Source organism: Wolbachia endosymbiont of Pentalonia nigronervosa (assembly GCF_014534705.1).
In the GTDB taxonomy this organism is placed as follows: Bacteria; Pseudomonadota; Alphaproteobacteria; order Rickettsiales; family Anaplasmataceae; genus Wolbachia.
Genome location: NZ_JACVWV010000010.1, coordinates 1 through 18,506 on the forward strand (window position 1 = coordinate 1; position 18,506 = coordinate 18,506).

Below are 18,506 nucleotides of genomic sequence, written 5' to 3' on the forward strand. Positions count from 1 at the left end.
ACAACCTCCTTTCATTATATATCTTATTGCATGCTCTAATATCGTGTTTTCTTGGCCTTCCTATTGCCCCTTGTGCAACGTATGGCTCTAGTATTTCCCATTCTTTGTCACTTATGTCACTTGGATACATTGTTCCCTCTCTGTTTTTACTTACTTTAGTGTACTCTCTTCTTCTTTTCTTTTCAAGACATCTTCTAAGATCTATTAAAAATTAAATCGCAACCCAACCTCAATACTATGAGTGGTTATATCATCTGCTACAGGTATAGGGATGCTAAAATAACGGTAGCCAAGAAAAAGGTCCATTTCTGGAATAATAGAATAGTCAACGCCAAGTTTTGCTTGATACGCAAACCAAGGGACATTTAATGGTATCGGGTTTTGTGATGAGTTACTAAACTTTTTTAATCTAAAAATTGTTGGTCCTATACCAAGACCTACATATGGAGCAAATTTTGTGTTTTTTATGGTAGGGTTGTAATGCAAATTTAACAAAAGTGCCAATATACTTGCGGATTTATCAAATACAGGAGTATCACTACTATTCTTAATATTGATTTGAGAGTACATAATTTCAAAATCAACTCGACCGTTTTCTTTAACATAGTAACCTAAAGATGAGCTACCAAGCCATTGAAAATCAATAGTACCTTTAAATTGATTGATGTCGTCAACTTCCTTAGCTATTATTCTTTTTATAAACGCTGACAAATAACCATCTTCTTTAACTAAATCTTTTACCCTTTCTCCTATTGCTTTTATGCCTTCTACAAATACTTTTGAATTGTCATAAAGCACTCTACCACCACCAATGCTAGTGTAAAAGCCGTATACTTTATTATCTTGTAGTTGTAGATTAACATCAGTAGATTTTTTTTGCAGCTCGGGTTCCCTCCAAAGGTGCTGATTTGTACTGCTTCTCTCATCATAGATAGGTTGTTCAAAAGGTGTGTGAGCATCTGCACTGTAGATAAGAAAAAAACAGGTGAATGAAATTATAGTAAAAAATAAAGAAATAGATCGTCTAATTGTCACAAATAAACCAATAATTTAAAGTTCATGATATAATGCTAACATAAATTCATTAAAAATTAAGAAAAAACATTGCCAATTAAATAGTCATTGTCTACTTCTACAATATCAGCTTGTACGATACTTTTTACTGTTGGCTGCGATTTCAATTTTACCAGTGCAAAATTTTCTGCCCTACCGATCTGATTGTGCTCAACTAAAATACTTTGTCTAGTACCTACTAACGATTGAAGAAAATCATTCATCATTTCCTTGTTAATTTTTCTTAGGTGTTTTACTCTCTCTTTACGCACATTCTCTGGTACCTGTGGCATTTTTGCAGCTGGTGTATTTTTACGCTCTGAGTATGGAAAAGCATGTAAATAAACTATATTGATTTCTTTTAACAGATTAACTGTATCTTGAAACATCTCGTCAGTTTCTGTCGGGAATCCAGCAATAATATCGGCACCAAATGTTATGTTAGGCCTTAAGTTTTTTACTCTGCAACAAAACTCAATCGCTTGTTCTCTGCTGTGGCGACGCTTCATCCTTTTTAGTATCAAGTTATTTCCAGACTGCAAACTTAAATGTAAATGAGGCATTAATCTTGGCTCATTGGTAATTAAATCCAGCAATTCGTTGTCAACTTCAGCAACATCGATAGAGGAAAGCCTCAGCCTCTTTAATTCAGGTACATCCTGCAAAGCTCTTTTAATCATGAAGCCAAGGGACGGCTTGCCAAACAAATCGGTGCCAAAATCAGTGATATCAACTCCAGTGAATACTACTTCTTGATAGCCATTTGCCACAAAAATTCTTACTTGCTCTACAATATTGTTTATTGCAACAGAACGATTATCTCCTCTTGCCTGAGTGATTGAACAAAATGTGCAACTATGATTGCAACCACTTTGAATTTCAATAAATGCTCTTGATTTATCTTGAAAATTATTAAGAAAGGTGTGTTCTAACTTATTGCTGTGATCATTGATTTTATCGCTACCCTGCAGCGAATAATTTTCAACCTGCAATTTTTCTTGATTACCCAACACTTTACTGACGCCAGGAATGCTGGCATAAGATTCAGGATCTAATTGGACAGCACAGCCAACTACAATGATTTCTTTATGTGGGTCGGTTCTATGAATTTTACGTATTTTTTGTTTGACTTGACGCTCTGCTTCATTTGTCACTGCACAGCTATGCACTACAATAACATTTTTTCTCTCTGCTTTTTTTAGTGCTTCTTTGATTAATTCGCTTTCATAAAAATTAAGACGACAACCAAAAGTTATTACTTCATTCATTATATAGATTTCATAGTTTAATTTATTATATCAGATATTTTAAAGCTACATTAAATTTAACTTTAAATTTCACTTTAATTTTTTGTTATTTTAGCTATTATTAAAGCTATGGCTGGTCATTCGCAATTTTCAAATATAAAACATCGTAAGGGTGCTCAAGATGCTAAGCGCTCTCAAAAGTTTACGAAGCTCATTAAAGAGATCACAGTTGCTGCAAAAGCAGGGTTACCTGATCCTGAATTAAATCCGCGTCTTCGGTCTGCGATATTTGCTGCACGCAAGGAAAATTTACCGAAAGATAAAATAGAAACAGCGATAAAAAATGCAACTGGTAATGTTGCTGGAGAGAATTATGATGAAGTACAGTATGAAGGTTATGGACCTTCAGGCACGACATTGATTGTGCATGCTCTGACAAATAATCGCAATCGTACCGCCTCTGAGGTGCGTTATATTTTCTCTCGTAATGGCGGAAATTTAGGAGAAACAGGAAGTGTGAGCTATCTCTATAATCATGTCGGTTTAATTGTCTATTCAATGGCAGGAGTAAGCTTCGATGACTTGTTTAATTATGGAGTTGAGTTAGAGGTATTAAACGTTGAAGAGGGTAGCTCAAAAGAATTGTATATTATAACTTGCGAAGTGAAAGATTTCGGTAAAATACGTGATGCTTTTTATGCAAAATTTGGCGAGCCGGAACTTGCGCGTCTTTCGTGGCAAGCAAAAGATCTCATGCAAATTAGTGACAAAGAATTAGCTGATAAAGTATATTCTTTGGTTGAAGCGCTAGAAGATAACGATGATGTGCAGTACGTTGAAGGCAATTTTACTTACAACGAAGTAGCGGAATAATATTTGATAACAATTTTATTATTTCAAATTTAGGAAAAAACTGAATTTGAAATTCCTTCTTACCTTTATTAAAAATTCCTTACCATAAACGGGTTTTTCAAAAATTCCAGCAAAAAAAATCATTGGAGAAAATGGAGTTATTTTTACTAAAAAAAGTCAACTGAACAAGGAGGTATATAGAGTAGAACAGGGAGGAGTTGCTTTTATAACTGGAGGGAAAATTGGCACTCATAATGTACAGAGTTGTGTTGCATTAATTATTCAAGATAAAGATACTAAAAAAACAGCATTAGCTCATATATCTGGTCATGCGAGCGATATACAATTTGTTAAGGATATTTTATCTTATATGCCAAGCGGTGATAAAGAAGTAATTATGGTTGGTGCTAGACATAGTAGTGAAACGAGTAATGTTGAAAGCATACTAAAGGCTTTATTGGATTATGAGCATGATATACACATCAATAGATCATATGTTCTTGACTCATCATATATTTATGATGAAAGGTATAACTTTATGGAAGCTTGCTATGACTTTAACACAACACGTGGTGACATTATAGTTGATACTTCAAATTTAACTATAAGTTGTGGTCATCCATTTAGATCTATGCCAGATAAAATAAATGATATTATGCTCGAACACCTTGTAGATGACTTGGGTAGAATTGGTACTTTAAATAGCAAGGAAGATATTGATGAATATAATAAAGATATGCATAAGATTAAATATGGTCCCACAGAATCATTAGCTACAGAAGCTACAGTAGAAGCTGCGCAGAGGAGTAGACAATATGCAAAATAGAAAGAGGGTATTTTTTAAAAATTCTCTTATTTGGTCCCCCAGTTTTTACTTCCGCAATATCTTGAATTGTTTATAATAGAATTATAACACAATTACTACTTAATTAAAAACTTTAACTATTCCCTGTAACCTACGGAATTTCAATTCAAATTTATTTCAACTTTTACTTTAAATCTAAGAAATTGGGGGTATTATGTCTACAATAGTTTTATCATCGATTTTTGGTCAATTTGGCAGCGTTTTTGGGCCAATTGGTCAGGTCATTGGTTCTGAACTCGGCGCTCTTCTTGGCTCGCAGCTAGATAGCGCAATGTTTGATCATGATGCTGAGAAAAAAGTAATGCACGGAGCAAGACTGCAAAATTTGCAAGTGCAAACTTCAACTTATGGTAGGGTAATACCGATTGTTTATGGTACTGCTCGCGTTGCAGGAAATATTATCTGGGCACAACCGATCAAAGAAGAAGCTGTCATTACTGATAGCAAAAATAATAACACAAATGTTGCATATAATTATCACGCTACTTTAGCAATTGCCATCTGCAAAGGTAAAGTAAAAAAGCTAAATAGAATATGGGCAAATACGAAATCACTGAATTTTGATGAAATAGATTACACCTTTTATAATGGTACAGAAGAGCAAAATCCTGATCCGTTTATTTTATCTATTGAAAGTAGCACTTCTGCTTATAGGGGAGTAGCTTATATAGTAATAAAAGATTTTCCTCTATCAGACTATAATAATAGTATTCCAACATTTACGTTTGAAGTGCAATCCGTACTAAAATCCGAGGAATTTTCAGTAGCAGATAACATTAGGAATATCAATATGATACCAGGTTCAGGAGAGTATGTTTATGATACAAAAGTGCAGAAAAAAATCGCACAAGAAAAAATCAGCAGTAGTCAGTATGTTACTTATGGACCGGCAAAAAGGATAAATCACAACAATTATTCTAAAGAAAGTGATGCTATGCTTTCTTTGAACCAACTAAAGGAAGACCTACCAAATGTTGAGTGGGTATCAGTAGTGGTGAATTGGTTTGCAGATAATTTAAACATCAAAGACTGCAAAGTATATCCTGCAGTTGAATTTTTGTGTGATTCTCGAGTGATACCCGATGATTGGCGAGTTGGGGATATCAGCAGAAGCGATGCGCAGTTGATTGCAAAAGATGGTGATGGAAATCCAAGGTATGGTGGCACGGTCAGTGATGCAGCGTTGATTAGATATATACAAGAATTGCATCGTAGAGGTTATAAAGTAATGCTGTATCCTATGCTTCTACTTGATACCGAGAACAAAGAATGGAGGGGTAGATTAACAGGGCCGCTGGATAGTGTGAAGGGTTTCTTCAGTAATCAATATAATAAGTTCATAGAACATTATTCTAATATAGCGAAACAAACGCAAGTAGAAGGGTTTATTATAGGTTCTGAATTTGTTGGACTTACTAAGCTAAAAGACGAAGAAGGACGCTATCCGGCAATTTTAGAGCTAGTGAAACTTGCAGAACAAGTGAAGCTCCATCTAGGAAGAGAAGTAACAGTAACTTATGCTGCAGATTGGAGTGAATATCATTCATATGATGGGTGGTATTATATGGATGAGTTATGGTCATCAAAGTATATAGATGTTGTTGGTTTAGATGCTTATTTTCCACTGACTGATGGGCCTGAGCCAAATTTTGGTTATTCTGCACAAGATGTAATCGATGGTTGGAATAGTGGTGAAGGGTATGATTATTTTTATGACTACTCACAAAATGAACCGGCAAAAATGAGATATGATGATAGTAAATATGCATGGAAAAATATAGAAAAGTGGTGGAATGAAGCTCATATTAATCCGGATGGCAGTAAAAGTAAGTGGCAACCGAAAATGAAAAAAATTTGGTTTACTGAATATGGCTTTCCTAGTGTCAATGGCTGCACTAATCAACCAAATGTATTTGTTGATAACAGCAGTAAAGAGAGCCAATATCCGCGCTATTCCAATAAAGAAGTGAATTTTCTCTCGCAAAAGATTGCCATCGAAGGAACGCTAAAGAAATGGCAAAGTTCAGAAATGGTAGAAAAAATGTTTCTCTGGACCTGGGATGCAAGGCCGTTTCCTTATTTCCCTAATTTACGTGAAATGTGGGCTGATTGCCGTAACTGGCAAACTGGTCATTGGATTCAAGGAAAGATTTCACTGCTTAATATTTCTGATGTTTTATCGGACTTACTACAAAAAATAGGATTAAAAAAAGATGAGTTTGATGTAAGTGATATTAGAGGATTGTTGTCTGGATATGTAATAAATGATCAACAATCGGTGCATTCAATTATAAAAATGCTGCAGAGTTGTTATTTTTTTGATGTTGTGCAACAGGACTTTAAACTAAAATTTGTGCAAAAGGGTAGGGGAGTTGCTGCTGAGATATCAGTTGATGATGTTGTCTTCAACCATAACTTAAAGCAAATGCAGTGCATAAATATTAGTCAGCTAGATTTAAACAGTAAAGTAAACGTTATTTATTTTAATCGCGATCTCAGTTATTCGGTTGATGTAAAATATGCTGAACTGCCAAGCAAAGGTGCTGCAGCAGCAGTTGAAATACCGATAATTATGGAAGAAGGACAAGCACAAAACATCGCTGAAATTTTGCTGTACTCATCCTGGCAAGAGAGAAACATATATAATTTTAAATTACCGATAAAGTATGCCTGGCTTTCACCTGGTAATATAGTGACGATTTTGTATGGTGAGAAAAAACATGTGATAAGGATTACGAAAACAAAATTTGAAAGTATGTCCATCCAAGTGAGTGGGGTAGGGTATGACCATACTATATATAAGCTATCTTTTCCTGCCACAAAGTCTCTGATAGTTAAGGAATCTTCTCCTTATCATATTGGCAAAACTAACATAGAAATCATATATTTACCACATCTTAAGGGCGATAGTGCAAGTTTTAGTTTAACTGGTGAAGAGGAAGGTTGGAAAGGTGCAGTACTTTTTATTTCTGATGATGGTGAAAACTATAGGCCTATTGCAAGTGTAAATAAGGAACCTACTTGTGGGCATGTAGTTGAAATTACCAAAGAAGCACTTGTGGTGGTATTATACTCTGGTAAGTTACCCAATGCTGCAATGGCGTTGATAGGAAGAGAAGTGATACAATTTAAGAGCGTTGAATTGATAGGCAAAAATAAATATAAATTAAATGGTCTTGTAAGAGGTCAGCAAGGCACTGAAGAATATACTCATGTTGCGGGAGAAAAGTTCACCTTGCTTGATGACTCAATTGTGTCTTTTGCAGTAACGCCAGGAAAGAAATTTTTCCTTAAGGCAGTAACTTACGGTGATTCATTGGAAAATACAGAAGCAAAAACCTTTACACTTTAGTGGTCAGATACAAGAAGCCTCCGCTTTAATACTAAAAGCCATTAAAGTGGAGGTGTTATGCATAATATGAATATATTATATATTATAAATAAAAAATTTGCAACTATTTTTTTTATTAAAATTAATTTCTATAAGGAATTAAACTTTATAAAAATCTATTGAATTTCCAGTCTATAGCTTGAATCTACAGGACCTAGATAGAAATGGTGTTATTTTCTTTAATAAAAACATTACTACCTTAGTATATAATACTAATTTTAGGGGGGATTATGCTTTATGAACAATGGCAAGAAATATTAAATGACATAAGTACCGCTCAAAATTTAAGCTATCAAAGTATAATTGATAGAATAAAAGAAAAATTAACTCAAGATATATATGAAGGGTGGAAGAAAAGCGGATTTAGTGTCAATTACTCGTTTCCATTTCAAAATGGAGATATTCACAATAAGTGCACATTATTGCACATTGCTGCTTACTGTGGCTCAGGAGACATATTACATATTCTGCTAGAAAAAATAAATCTTAATGCTAAAGATGAATATAAAGCACTTTCTTTACATTGGGCTGCTGGAAATGAGCATACAGATTTAATAGAGGTTCTATCAACAGCAAGAAATGCAAATATTAATGCTAAAGATAAAGATGACTCAACTCCCTTACATTGGGCTGCCGGCAGTGGTAAAACAAATGCAGTGAGGATTCTATTAGAAAAAAAAGGTATAAATATTAATGCTCAAGATAAAGATGGAGCAACTCCCTTACATTGGGCTGCTGAAGGTGGTAAGGTAGATATAGTAAAGATTCTGTTAGAAAAAGGTGCAAGGGTTGATGCTGTAGATAATGAATATAGAGCAACTCCTTTACATGGGGCCGTGCAAAATGGTCATATAGACGTAGTAAAGGCTCTATTAGAAAAATATGCGGATCCTTTGTTGCAAGATGGAAATGGTAAAATTCCAAGAAATTTGACTTGTGAGAATGGTATAAGACATCTCTTGGAGAAAGCAGAAAAAAGACAACTTTTTAAACTAATGGTAGTTAGTGCAACTGTAGCAACTGCTTTGATGGCAGTGCGGAGTATTGCAAAAGGGGATATTGCTTTTGGGGTAGTATTTGTAACATTAACATTTGCTGTATTAACACTTGGTGTTCTTGCATATAAATCATTTGAACGCAGTGCTGATACTAGAGTACATGAAATACAAATTGACGGAAGACGTAATAGTTTACACTCAATCTGACAAACAGAGACATCCTATAAAGCAAAAATTGAGTAAATTGCTGTGGCATGATATAAAAAAACATTTCTAAATTTTCCCAGTATAGTGTTATGATATTTAGTAACACAGTTTAAATTGAAGGATTAATGCTAATTAACAATATTTGTTATTCTTACAACAATTATGATGACTTTGCTTTAAGCAACATAAACATACAGGTGAAAAAGGGAGCTGTTGTGTGTTTGCTTGGGCATTCTGGTTGTGGGAAGTCAACTATTCTGAAGTTAATCGCAGGAATAGAAAATCCTGGATCTGGATCTATCGTAATTAATGATAGATTAGTTGCAAGTAATAAAGCATCTGTTGCTATAGAAGAGAGAAATATCGGATTAATTTTTCAACATTCTGCATTATTTCCTCATAAAACAGTAATAGAGAACGTGATTTTTGCTATTAAAAAATTTACTAAAAAAGAAAAATACAATACTGCTTTAGAGATTTTAAAGCTGTTAAATATAGAAAAATATGAAAATGCATATCCTCGCGTTTTATCTGGAGGGCAACAACAGTTAGTTGCAATAGCAAGAGTAATAGCGCAAAATCCCGATATTGTATTGCTTGATGAACCATTCTCAAATCTAGATATACTGCTGAAACGTCAAATAAGACAATATATACTGTCACTTTTTAAAAAGAAAAACATTCCTGTATTAATGGTAACTCATGATCCACAAGAAGCATTGGAAGTTGCAGATTTTATTTACGTGATAAGAAATGGTAAAGTTATCCAATCAGGAACTTCAAGTGATATATCTAAAGATGATATGTTAGCAAGATTTTTCACTGAAATTTCCTCTGCAGTTTACATGTTTGACAGTGCATTCATTTCAAGAAAATAGACCTTACACATAGATCTAATTGATAGCGTGGCTTTCTTCTGATATATATATAATATTATTGTCTAAATATGAAATGGATAAATATGATGTCGTAGTAATTGGTAGCGGGCCTGGTGGTTATATTGCAGCAATTAGAGCAGCGCAGCTTGGATTTAAAACTGCAATTGTTGAAAAAGAAAAAAAACTAGGTGGTATATGCTTAAATTGGGGTTGTATCCCAACAAAATCACTGCTTAGAGCATCTGAAGTTTATCGGCTAATTAAAAAATCAGAAGAGTTTGGCATAACAGTGAAGGACGTAAAATTTGACATAAAATCGATAATAAAATATTCAAGGAATGTTGTTGATAAGCTATCAAGTGGCGTGGAATACTTGATGAAGAAAAATAACATAGCAGTTCACAGAGGTTTCGGTAAGCTTGCAGGTGGTAATATTATCAAAGTTGATGATCAGGAAATCTCTGCTAAGCATATTATTTTAGCCACAGGTGTCAGAGCGCGAAATCTGCCAGGAATTGAAGCAGATGGACATTTAATATGGAATGCACAACACGCTATGTTGCCAGATAAGTTACCAAAATCGCTTTTAATTATAGGTTCTGGTGCAATTGGCATAGAATTTGCAAGTTTTTATAGCACTTTGGGTGTTGAGGTAACAGTTGTAGAAATAAAAGATACTATTTTACCACTAGAAGACAGGGAAATTGCAAATTTAGCAAAAGAAATATTCACTAAGCAGGGAATAAAAATACATACAAGCAGCAGTATAAAAACATTAACTAAGAAGCAAGATTCTGTGCAAGTCCAGTTTAGTAGCAATAAAAGCCTGGAGTTTGATAGAGTTATTATTGCAGTTGGTATACAACCAAATACTGAAAATATAGGTTTAGAAAATACAAAAATTAAATTAAACTCCTCTGGCTTTATTGAAATTAACGATTGGTGTGAAACTGATGAAGCGAATGTGTATGCAATTGGTGATGTAGCTGGGCCTCCATGCTTGGCACACAAGGCAAGCCATGAAGCTGTTATGTGTGTAGAAAAAATAGCTGGTAAGAATGTTCATATATTACAAAAGGAATGCATACCAAATTGTACTTATTCACATCCACAAATAGCAAGTATTGGCCTGACTGAAGAGCAGGCAAAAAATCATGGTTATGATGTAAAAATAGGAAAGTTTTATTCTCACTTCAATGGTAAATCCATAGCGTTAAGTGAAACTGAGGGATTAGTGAAAACAATTATAGATAAAAAAACCGGAGAGCTTGTGGGTGCTCATATGATAGGAGCAGAAGTGACGGAGTTGATTAGCAATTTTGCTCTTGTAAAACATCTGGAAGGTACAGATCTTGATATAAGATCTACAATTTTTCCTCATCCAACCATTTCAGAAATGATACATGAGTCAGTTCTAGTTGCGGATAATGAGTCGCTAAATAGTTAACTAATTTGCTTTAAATCCTGTAAAGCGTTTAATTTGACTTACTACTATCAAAGAATTATTTCTCAAATATTTTGTTGCAAGGTATGTAAGTCTCTTTGGGTTGTTTAAATAGCTCCACTCTGCCTGGAGAACCTTGAGATCGCTTTGTGCTAAATTAATCTCATTTTTTATTCTCATTAGTTCCCTATCTAATTGTTGAACATGCAGTTTTACTTTGAATAACCCCATAACACTAAGAAAAAACATGACTATAGATATAATACAAAATACTTTCATATTAACCTTTGTACAGCTCTCAACTTCGCTGAACGTGATCGCGGGTTTTTATTTACTTCGTCTGCACTTGTTTTAATTACTTTTTTATTTATCAGGGAAAACTTCTTATCATTCACAAGCCTTGGTTCACATAAATCTTTAAAAAAGTTTTTTACTATGCGGTCTTCCAAAGAATGAAAAGAGACAACTATCAATTTACCGTTTTCATTTAACAATTCAGATGCAGCCTTAATACCCTTCTCCAACTCACCTAGCTCATCATTTACCCAGATCCTTATTGCTTGGAAGGTTCTAGTTGCGGAATCAATTTTACTTTTTCCGCGCGGCACCACAGAACGGACGATCTCTGCAAGCTCAAATGTGGTTTTGATGAGTTTTTTCTTTCGTGCATTTACTATCGCCTTTGCAACTCTGCGAGAATGACGTTCTCCACCATAATTATATATGGTATTGGCAATTTCTTCTTCTCGTAAAGCATTAACAAATGTTGAAGCGTTTATATGAGAAGAGTTATCCATGCTCATATTAAGTGGTCCATTATGCATAAATGAGAAGCCTCGTTCTTCACTATCAAGTTGCATAGATGAAACTCCTATATCAAATACTACTCCATCTATACCTTTAGTATTGAGTAGATTTTTTATATCACTAAATTTGTCAATAAATAACTTTATTTTATTTGGATATTCGGTATTGAGATCTTGGAAGAATTTAGTAACCATCGCATCTCTATCAATTGCATATACCTTACAATCGGCAGAATCTAATATCGCTTTACTGTATCCTCCAGCGCCAAATGTTGCATCTATATATATACCACCGTCTTGTGGTGACAGTAACGATAACATTTCTTTTAATAAAACTGGCGTGTGCATTGCTATTTAACTTCTCTAATATAATATAAGTATCAAATTCATCTAATTGTATCAATAAACATATCTCATTTATGCACCACTGCGCTAAAGGTTTATTTTTTATTAACACAAGATGCTCTTTATTAAAATAGAGAATTATTCATATGGCATATATCGCATAATATATTTATAATTTAACTATATTGTTTAATTAATGGAGTAAAAAGTGATTGGTTATGTAAAGGTACAACGTAGGTATGTATGGAAGAATGGAAATGTGAGTTGGGAACCTATATATCAAAATGTAAATGTAAAGGTAGGACCTGCATATGTAAAGGGAAGTGTAGAATGTCTGTATCAAAATATTATAAATGTAAAGGAAGAAAAACATACGTATCAAAATGTAAATGCAGAAGAACCTGTTTATGCTGAGCTAAATTTTATGCCATTACCAACACAAGGTAAGAATGGTCCTTTGACTAATGCAGAAAAACATACTTATGCTAAGCTAATAGGTGTTATTAATCGTGGTGGTATGGTGATAAGGCCTCTTCCACCAGTACCAACGGAAGGTAGTAATAATCTTTCAAATTCAACTAATGCAGAAAAACATTATGATTGGCCAAAAGTTTCGTATGTATGGGGGTGGACTATATATGAAAATGCAAATTATGTAAGAGAACATATTTATGAGACTATAAATAATCAAACTCCAAAAATTCCACAGTCAGAGAAAAAAGTTGGGCTTATCAAGAGAATAAAAAACATGTTAGAAAGATTTTTTACGAACCTTTTTAAGTCTAAAAAAGTTGCACCAGATTATGGTCTGAAAGCTAATGAGCACTGGAGAGTTGCTGTTGCATCAGCAGATTATGAACTGAGGACTAATGAGCACTGGCGTGCTGCTATTGCGCATTCAACTATGAGTTCTCCAGATAATGACGAAGCTAAAAGTCTAAAAAGTAGGCCTAACAGTAAGGTAAAGGAACTTAACGTTGCGCGAGATACTATAGTAATATCTACCTATTGTTAAGTTGAAGTGAGCCACTATTTACAGTGACTGCGCTAAAGATTTATTTTTTGTTAACATAAGATGCTCTTTATTAAAAAAGGAGTTACTTGCATGTTATATAACACATAATATGTGTATAATTTAATTGTATTATTTTAATAGTGGAGTAAAAAATGGGTTTTGATGTAAAGAATAGTCATGCAAAGTTACAATGTAGGTATGTATGGAAGAATGGAAAGGTGAGTTGGGGATCTATATCTGAAAATGTAAAGGTGGAGCCTACAAATTCAACTAATGCAAAGGAAGAGAATATTTATTCTGATTCAGATGTTATGCCATTGCTAGGTGGGAATTGTTCTACAAATTCACCATCAGGGAAAAAATTTCAGAAAATAAAAAACATGTTAGAAAGATTTTTTACGAATCTTGTTAGGCCTAAAGGCTACCCTCTAATGGAAGGTAGTCATAGGCCTTTAGGTAATAAATTGGCAGGCGTGTTAAAACATTCAGGTAATAAACTGGCAGACATGTTAGGAAGTATCAAAAATTTCTCTATGAACCTTTTTAGGGTTAAAAACGAACCGCCAATTAATAGTATTTTGATTAGTGTGGAGCGTGATTGGGCACTGCCAATGGACTCTTCAGGTATCATACAATTAAATAATCGTAAACCTTTAGGTAATATACTAGCAGACATGTTAAGGAGTATCAAAGATTTCTTTGTGCGCCATTTTAAGTCTAAAAAAATTACACCTGAAAAGCAAGTTGCACCTAAGAATCAAAATAATGAACCAAGTCATATAAGATTTAACGATTGTGAGTATATTACGTGTTCAGGTAATAGAGTGAAAGCTGTTTCAGGTCATAAGCCTAACGGTGATGTAAAAGAACCTGACGTTACACAAACAGAAGGTTATATTTTACGTTATTAAACTTAAAGAAAAGCCACCATAATGGTGGCTTTTCTTATGTCACTGCACAGCTATGCACTACAATCATCTTTCTTCAACTACATTAAGTATCAAATTAGTCTAATAGATCTTCATGCATCAAATTCTTTGTTGTATTAAAATATTAATTTTCTACTAACACGCGATACTTCTCTTTTAAAAGGAATTATTTATATATTATACACCAAATAATATACTTTATAATTTTACTATATTATTTAATTAATGGAGTAAGAAATGAGTTTTTTTGATGATGTTAACAAACGCATAACAAGCAATGCAGTAAGGAAAGGCGGTGTAATAACTCCTCTCGCTATTGTTGAAGGTAGCAGCAAGAAAAAAAGCCTTATGATAAGAATTGCTGTACCAATGGTGAGGTTATGGAATTGGATTAATAGCAAAAATAATAAGAAAGAAAACGCTATACAACCTGCTCAGGTGCGAGGTGTATCAGTGTTCTACACTAATTTAGTAGGACAACAACCAAAATCTACTAATGGTACAGACGTATCGCCAAGTGCAAATAAAAAGGTGAGTTTTAATCCAACACTTTTCACATTACTAGAAGAAGATGAAGATAATCTTTCAATTTCAACTGATGATGGTATATCTTTAGGCTCTTCAAAAGATTTTGATGATGAGGAATGGGCAGCTATGGGTCTTCCAGTATCACCAATCAAAAAAGTTGGACTTGTTCAGAAAACGAAAAACATATTAGGAAGTGTCGTAGATTTCTTTATGAGCCCTTTTAAGTCTAAACAAACTTCGACTACGACTAATGCTCACTTGGGCTTTGTAGTGTTAGATGATAGTACTACTCCAAGCTATGTAGGATTTGACCATTGGAATACTACTAAACAGGCAACTACTTCAGATATTAGTACTTGCGTAGAGAAAATTGACACTGAGCCACAACAACACACTGCAACTATAGAATCTGTAGCAGCAATAGTACCTACCCTTGTATAAGGTGAAAATAAGCCATCGTAAGTGGTGGCTTCCTTTTACAATCTTTCTTCAAACCAAGCTGCTTGTATAGCTTCTAATATTTTTTCATTGCAGCGCTTTTCATCATCATCGAAATCTTTCAAGCTTAAAACCTTTTTTTTCAGCTCAGTAAATCTAATGCTCATTATATCCTCATCAGGAAATTTTTCTTCTAGTGCTTCCACTATATCTTCTATATCAAGCCACTTCATAACATAAAAATATACTAAAAAAACTTGTTCTAAACTGCATCAATTTTTTTGTTAACTAATTCTTGTCTGTCGGTTATTCCCTGCAGATCATAAGATAAATCTGTTTTTTCCCAGGAAAAACAGCCATCTTCTGTTGCTTCCCTACCAAAATGTCCATAATAAGACGTGTGCTTATATATCGGACGTTTGAGGGATAAACGCTCTATAATACCTCTTGTTGATAGATCTATATTGTCTGCAATAAATTTTTTGATTTTTTCTTCATCTACTTTGTTTGTAGCAAATGTATCAATATAAAACGAAGTAGGTTTTGATACGCCAATTGCATAGGAAAGCTGTACAAGACAACGCTCTGCTAAGCCGGCAAAAACAATATTTTTAGCTAAATATCTCGCCATATAAGCTGCAGATCTATCTACTTTCGTTGCATCTTTTCCAGAAAAAGCTCCACCACCATGTGGAATATATCCACCATAGGTATCCACCATAATTTTTCTGCCTGTGAGTCCACAATCGCCAACTGGACCACCAATAACGAACCTACCGGTAGGGTTAACCAGAAAATTTTCCTCTGAACACATCCACCCTTCAGGGATTGATGAAACAACATGCGGATAAATTATTTCTTTGATTTGAGTGAAATTTTCAAGATGTTGTATTGATACAACAATATTCTCAGCACGAACAGGAATGTTATTTTCATAGGCCAAAGTAATTTGTGATTTTGCATCTGGACCAAGCTTAACTGCACTCAAAATATTCTTGAGAATTAAATGCGCATAAAAAATAGGTGCGGGCATTAAGTTTTCGGTCTCCTTGGTTGCATAACCATACATTATGCCTTGATCGCCAGCACCTTGATCATCTTTCACGATGCCCATTGCAATGTCACTTGATTGCTCGTGCAACAATATTTCCACTTTCACTTTTTCCCAGTGAAATCCATCATGCTCATACCCGATATTTCTTATTGTATTGCGCACAATATCTTCAATTTCACTATTTTGAATATTAGGACCACACACTTCACCGGCTACAATAACCTTATTTTTAGTGACTAAGGTCTCTATTGCAGTTCGTGATGAAGGATCAGCCGAAATGTATGCATCAAGTATAGAATCTGAAATTTGGTCTGCTACTTTATCTGGATGACCGGCAGCAACTGATTCTGTAGTTTTTAAACTTCTCAATATATTCATGTATTTAGCTTTTTTATATTATAGCATACTCTTTTTATTAAAGAGTTGTATATAGGATAATATATTTTATACTTTTATCTATAGTTTGGTTGTAAAAAATTGAAATGAACTACTACAGAACTCACACATGTAATGAATTAAGAAAAAGCAATGTAGAAGAGGAAGTCACTCTTTCTGGTTGGTTATATCGCAAACGCGATCACGGTAATTTAATTTTTGTAGATCTGCGTGACTTTTATGGAGTAACTCAACTAGTATTTAATAACGATAAAGATTTTTTTGGCACAATCTCAAATTTAAAGCAGGAAAGTGTCATCACTATCAAGGGGATAGTAAAGGCGAGAACTGAAGATACGGTAAATAGCTCTATAGCTACCGGAGAAATCGAGGTTTCAGTGCTTGACTTGCATGTTGAATCAGAAATTGAGTTTTGTGCTGATGAAGAAATAGCAAAAGAGGAAAGAAGTATATTAGCCAGCATTACTGGTGAGCAAGAATACCCAGAAAACATGAGATTTAAATATAGATTTCTTGATTTAAGACGTGAAAAAGTCCGCAGCAATATTGTTTTACGCTCACAGGTTATTGCCGAACTTCGCAAGCTTATGATAGAGCAGGGGTTTTTAGAAATCCAAACTCCAATACTCACTGCTTCATCGCCTGAAGGAGCGCGTGATTATTTAGTTCCAAGTAGGTTAAATCCTGGTAAATTTTACGCATTGCCGCAAGCTCCACAAATTTTTAAGCAGTTGCTCATGGTTTCAGGATTTGATAAATATTTTCAAATTGCGCCTTGTTTCCGTGATGAAGATGCAAGAGCTGACCGCTCTCCTGGAGAGTTTTATCAGTTGGATTTAGAAATGTCCTTCATTACTCAGGAAGATATCTTTCGGATTATTGAATCTGTTTTATATGATGTATTCGCTAAATTTTCTGATAAGTCTATCGATAAAAATTTTCCTCACATTACCTACAAAGAGACTATGCTGAAATATGGTTCTGATAAGCCAGACCTGCGTAATCCTCTGTTAATCAGCGATGTTACCGATATTTTCCGTGACTCAGAGTTTAATGTTTTTAAGAAGAATATCGAGCGTGGTATGGTGGTAAGGGCAATTCCTGCACCTGGAACAGCAGCAGAGCCACGAAGCTTTTTTGATAAAAAGATAGATCATGCGCAAAAAGAGTTTGGTGCTAAAGGTCTTGGGTATATCACTTTTGCTGAAGATGGTACGGCAAAGGGACCTATCGCCAAATTTCTTGATGAAAATAGACTGAATCAAATAAAAGAGATAACCAACATAAAACCTGGAGACAGTATGTTTTTTGCTTCTGATATAGAAGATGAAGCAGCAGCAATTGCTGGTAAAGTTCGCACTCTTTTAGGGTCAGAATTAGGTTTAATAGATGACAATATTTTTAAGTTCTGTTGGATTGTCGATTTTCCGTATTTTGTCTATGATGATAAAAATAAAAAGATTGATTTCTTTCACAATCCATTTTCTATGCCAAAAGGTGGCCTTAAGGACTTGGAGGAAAAAAATCCACTAGATATTCTTGCATATCAATATGATCTAGTCTGCAATGGGATAGAATTATCGAGTGGTGCAATTCGTAATAATAAATTGGATATAATGTATAAAGCTTTTGCTATTGCAGGCTATAGCAAGGAGGACGTTGACACAAAGTTTGGAGCACTTGTACGTGCATTTAGATTTGGTGTCCCTCCTCACGGCGGTATAGCACCTGGAATCGATAGAATGGTCATGTTACTTACTGATGAACCAAACATTCGTGAAGTTATCTGCTTTCCAATGAATCAACAAGGTGAAGACATTTTAATGGGTGCTCCTTCTAAGGTTGATAATAGTCATTTACGTGAGTTGTCTTTACAAGTATGTGATTTGCAAGAAAAGTGATGCAAATCAAATTTCATACCTCTTCATAATGATAGTAAGGAACAACAAAATTATTATCGAAAGCTAGTCTAATTAAGAATATAGGCCTAAGAAAATTTTATTTCAAAAAACACTATACTTATATTTCGCATATGGTATTACTGTAGGCATTAAAAGTTA

The 18,506-nt window shown here is 34.3% G+C and carries 16 protein-coding genes; 10 read left to right on the plus strand and 6 right to left on the minus strand.

What is annotated here, in order from left to right:
* Nucleotides 1-204: 204 nt before the first annotated feature.
* Both IC220_RS01995 and mtaB read right to left on the minus strand, forming a co-directional pair.
* Nucleotides 205-1,035 (minus strand): outer membrane protein, encoded by an 831-nt coding sequence (locus IC220_RS01995; protein WP_369408748.1) that lies wholly within the window; start codon nucleotides 1,033-1,035, stop codon nucleotides 205-207.
* A 56-nt stretch (nucleotides 1,036-1,091) separates the two neighbouring features.
* A complete protein-coding gene (gene mtaB, locus IC220_RS02000; protein ID WP_188152926.1) occupies nucleotides 1,092-2,321 on the minus strand; it encodes a tRNA (N(6)-L-threonylcarbamoyladenosine(37)-C(2))-methylthiotransferase MtaB in 1,230 nt (409 codons plus the stop codon).
* Nucleotides 2,322-2,429: 108 nt separating this feature from the next.
* On the opposite strand from mtaB, the gene IC220_RS02005 reads away from it, so the two are divergent.
* The 6 genes from IC220_RS02005 to lpdA all read left to right on the plus strand — a co-directional run bounded on the left by IC220_RS02005 (nucleotide 2,430) and on the right by lpdA (nucleotide 10,938).
* Nucleotides 2,430-3,173, plus strand: a complete 744-nt coding sequence (locus IC220_RS02005) for a YebC/PmpR family DNA-binding transcriptional regulator (RefSeq protein ID WP_188152927.1) — start codon at nucleotides 2,430-2,432, stop codon at nucleotides 3,171-3,173.
* A 349-nt stretch (nucleotides 3,174-3,522) separates the two neighbouring features.
* Nucleotides 3,523-3,978 (plus strand): hypothetical protein, encoded by a 456-nt coding sequence (locus tag IC220_RS02010; protein WP_188152928.1) that lies wholly within the window; start codon nucleotides 3,523-3,525, stop codon nucleotides 3,976-3,978.
* 193 nt (nucleotides 3,979-4,171) lie between these two features.
* A complete protein-coding gene (locus IC220_RS02015) occupies nucleotides 4,172-7,369 on the plus strand; it encodes a glycoside hydrolase/phage tail family protein (protein ID WP_188152929.1) in 3,198 nt (1,065 codons plus the stop codon).
* A gap of 269 nt (nucleotides 7,370-7,638) precedes the next feature.
* The gene (locus tag IC220_RS02020) at nucleotides 7,639-8,613 is read left to right on the plus strand and encodes an ankyrin repeat domain-containing protein (protein ID WP_188152930.1); all 975 of its coding nucleotides are present in this window, start codon (nucleotides 7,639-7,641) and stop codon (nucleotides 8,611-8,613) included.
* A 125-nt stretch (nucleotides 8,614-8,738) separates the two neighbouring features.
* The gene (locus IC220_RS02025; protein ID WP_188152931.1) at nucleotides 8,739-9,491 is read left to right on the plus strand and encodes an ABC transporter ATP-binding protein; all 753 of its coding nucleotides are present in this window, start codon (nucleotides 8,739-8,741) and stop codon (nucleotides 9,489-9,491) included.
* 73 nt (nucleotides 9,492-9,564) lie between these two features.
* The gene (gene lpdA, locus IC220_RS02030; protein ID WP_188152932.1) at nucleotides 9,565-10,938 is read left to right on the plus strand and encodes a dihydrolipoyl dehydrogenase; all 1,374 of its coding nucleotides are present in this window, start codon (nucleotides 9,565-9,567) and stop codon (nucleotides 10,936-10,938) included.
* Here the strand turns inward: lpdA and ftsL are convergent, their stop codons facing one another.
* Nucleotides 10,939-11,214 (minus strand): cell division protein FtsL, encoded by a 276-nt coding sequence (gene ftsL / locus IC220_RS08225; RefSeq protein ID WP_188152933.1) that lies wholly within the window; start codon nucleotides 11,212-11,214, stop codon nucleotides 10,939-10,941.
* On the minus strand, nucleotides 11,211-12,089 hold the full coding sequence (rsmH, locus tag IC220_RS02040; RefSeq protein ID WP_188152934.1) for a 16S rRNA (cytosine(1402)-N(4))-methyltransferase RsmH: 879 nt from the start codon (nucleotides 12,087-12,089) through the stop codon (nucleotides 11,211-11,213). The genes ftsL and rsmH overlap by 4 nt, the downstream gene beginning before the upstream one ends.
* Nucleotides 12,090-12,294: 205 nt before the next feature.
* On the opposite strand from rsmH, the gene IC220_RS02045 reads away from it, so the two are divergent.
* The 3 genes from IC220_RS02045 (at nucleotide 12,295) to IC220_RS02055 (ending at nucleotide 14,999) form a co-directional block, all read left to right on the plus strand.
* Nucleotides 12,295-13,101, plus strand: a complete 807-nt coding sequence (locus IC220_RS02045; protein ID WP_188152935.1) for a hypothetical protein — start codon at nucleotides 12,295-12,297, stop codon at nucleotides 13,099-13,101.
* Nucleotides 13,102-13,253: 152 nt separating this feature from the next.
* A complete protein-coding gene (locus IC220_RS02050) occupies nucleotides 13,254-14,012 on the plus strand; it encodes a hypothetical protein (protein ID WP_188152936.1) in 759 nt (252 codons plus the stop codon).
* Between the two features lie 255 nt (nucleotides 14,013-14,267).
* Nucleotides 14,268-14,999: a hypothetical protein gene (locus tag IC220_RS02055; RefSeq protein WP_188152937.1), complete on the plus strand. Its 732-nt coding sequence runs from the start codon at nucleotides 14,268-14,270 to the stop codon at nucleotides 14,997-14,999.
* 35 nt (nucleotides 15,000-15,034) lie between these two features.
* Here the strand turns inward: IC220_RS02055 and iscX are convergent, their stop codons facing one another.
* Together iscX and metK are read right to left on the minus strand one after the other, a co-directional pair.
* Nucleotides 15,035-15,229, minus strand: coding sequence for a Fe-S cluster assembly protein IscX (gene iscX / locus IC220_RS02060; protein ID WP_188152938.1), 195 nt, complete (start codon nucleotides 15,227-15,229; stop codon nucleotides 15,035-15,037).
* Nucleotides 15,230-15,258: 29 nt separating this feature from the next.
* Nucleotides 15,259-16,428 carry a methionine adenosyltransferase gene (metK, locus tag IC220_RS02065; protein WP_188152939.1) on the minus strand — a complete coding sequence of 390 codons (1,170 nt, stop codon included), beginning with the start codon at nucleotides 16,426-16,428 and terminating at the stop codon, nucleotides 15,259-15,261.
* Nucleotides 16,429-16,532: 104 nt separating this feature from the next.
* Between metK and aspS the strand changes: the two genes are divergently transcribed.
* Nucleotides 16,533-18,347 (plus strand): aspartate--tRNA ligase, encoded by a 1,815-nt coding sequence (gene aspS / locus IC220_RS02070; protein WP_188152940.1) that lies wholly within the window; start codon nucleotides 16,533-16,535, stop codon nucleotides 18,345-18,347.
* Nucleotides 18,348-18,506 lie beyond the last annotated feature (159 nt).

What these genes read in the sequence shown, in the direction of transcription:
- IC220_RS02055 (WP_188152937.1), top strand. Translation starts at nt 14,268, where the DNA reads ATGAGTTTTTTTGATGATGTTAACAAACGCATAACAAGCAATGCAGTA.
- iscX (WP_188152938.1), bottom strand. Translation starts at nt 15,229, where the DNA reads ATGAAGTGGCTTGATATAGAAGATATAGTGGAAGCACTAGAAGAAAAA.
- IC220_RS02015 (WP_188152929.1), top strand. Translation starts at nt 4,172, where the DNA reads ATGTCTACAATAGTTTTATCATCGATTTTTGGTCAATTTGGCAGCGTT.
- IC220_RS02020 (WP_188152930.1), top strand. Translation starts at nt 7,639, where the DNA reads ATGCTTTATGAACAATGGCAAGAAATATTAAATGACATAAGTACCGCT.
- aspS (WP_188152940.1), top strand. Translation starts at nt 16,533, where the DNA reads ATGAACTACTACAGAACTCACACATGTAATGAATTAAGAAAAAGCAAT.
- lpdA (WP_188152932.1), top strand. Translation starts at nt 9,565, where the DNA reads ATGGATAAATATGATGTCGTAGTAATTGGTAGCGGGCCTGGTGGTTAT.
- IC220_RS02050 (WP_188152936.1), top strand. Translation starts at nt 13,254, where the DNA reads ATGGGTTTTGATGTAAAGAATAGTCATGCAAAGTTACAATGTAGGTAT.
- IC220_RS02005 (WP_188152927.1), top strand. Translation starts at nt 2,430, where the DNA reads ATGGCTGGTCATTCGCAATTTTCAAATATAAAACATCGTAAGGGTGCT.
- ftsL (WP_188152933.1), bottom strand. Translation starts at nt 11,214, where the DNA reads ATGAAAGTATTTTGTATTATATCTATAGTCATGTTTTTTCTTAGTGTT.
- IC220_RS02010 (WP_188152928.1), top strand. Translation starts at nt 3,523, where the DNA reads ATGCCAAGCGGTGATAAAGAAGTAATTATGGTTGGTGCTAGACATAGT.
- IC220_RS02025 (WP_188152931.1), top strand. Translation starts at nt 8,739, where the DNA reads ATGCTAATTAACAATATTTGTTATTCTTACAACAATTATGATGACTTT.
- mtaB (WP_188152926.1), bottom strand. Translation starts at nt 2,321, where the DNA reads ATGAATGAAGTAATAACTTTTGGTTGTCGTCTTAATTTTTATGAAAGC.
- rsmH (WP_188152934.1), bottom strand. Translation starts at nt 12,089, where the DNA reads ATGCACACGCCAGTTTTATTAAAAGAAATGTTATCGTTACTGTCACCA.
- metK (WP_188152939.1), bottom strand. Translation starts at nt 16,428, where the DNA reads ATGAATATATTGAGAAGTTTAAAAACTACAGAATCAGTTGCTGCCGGT.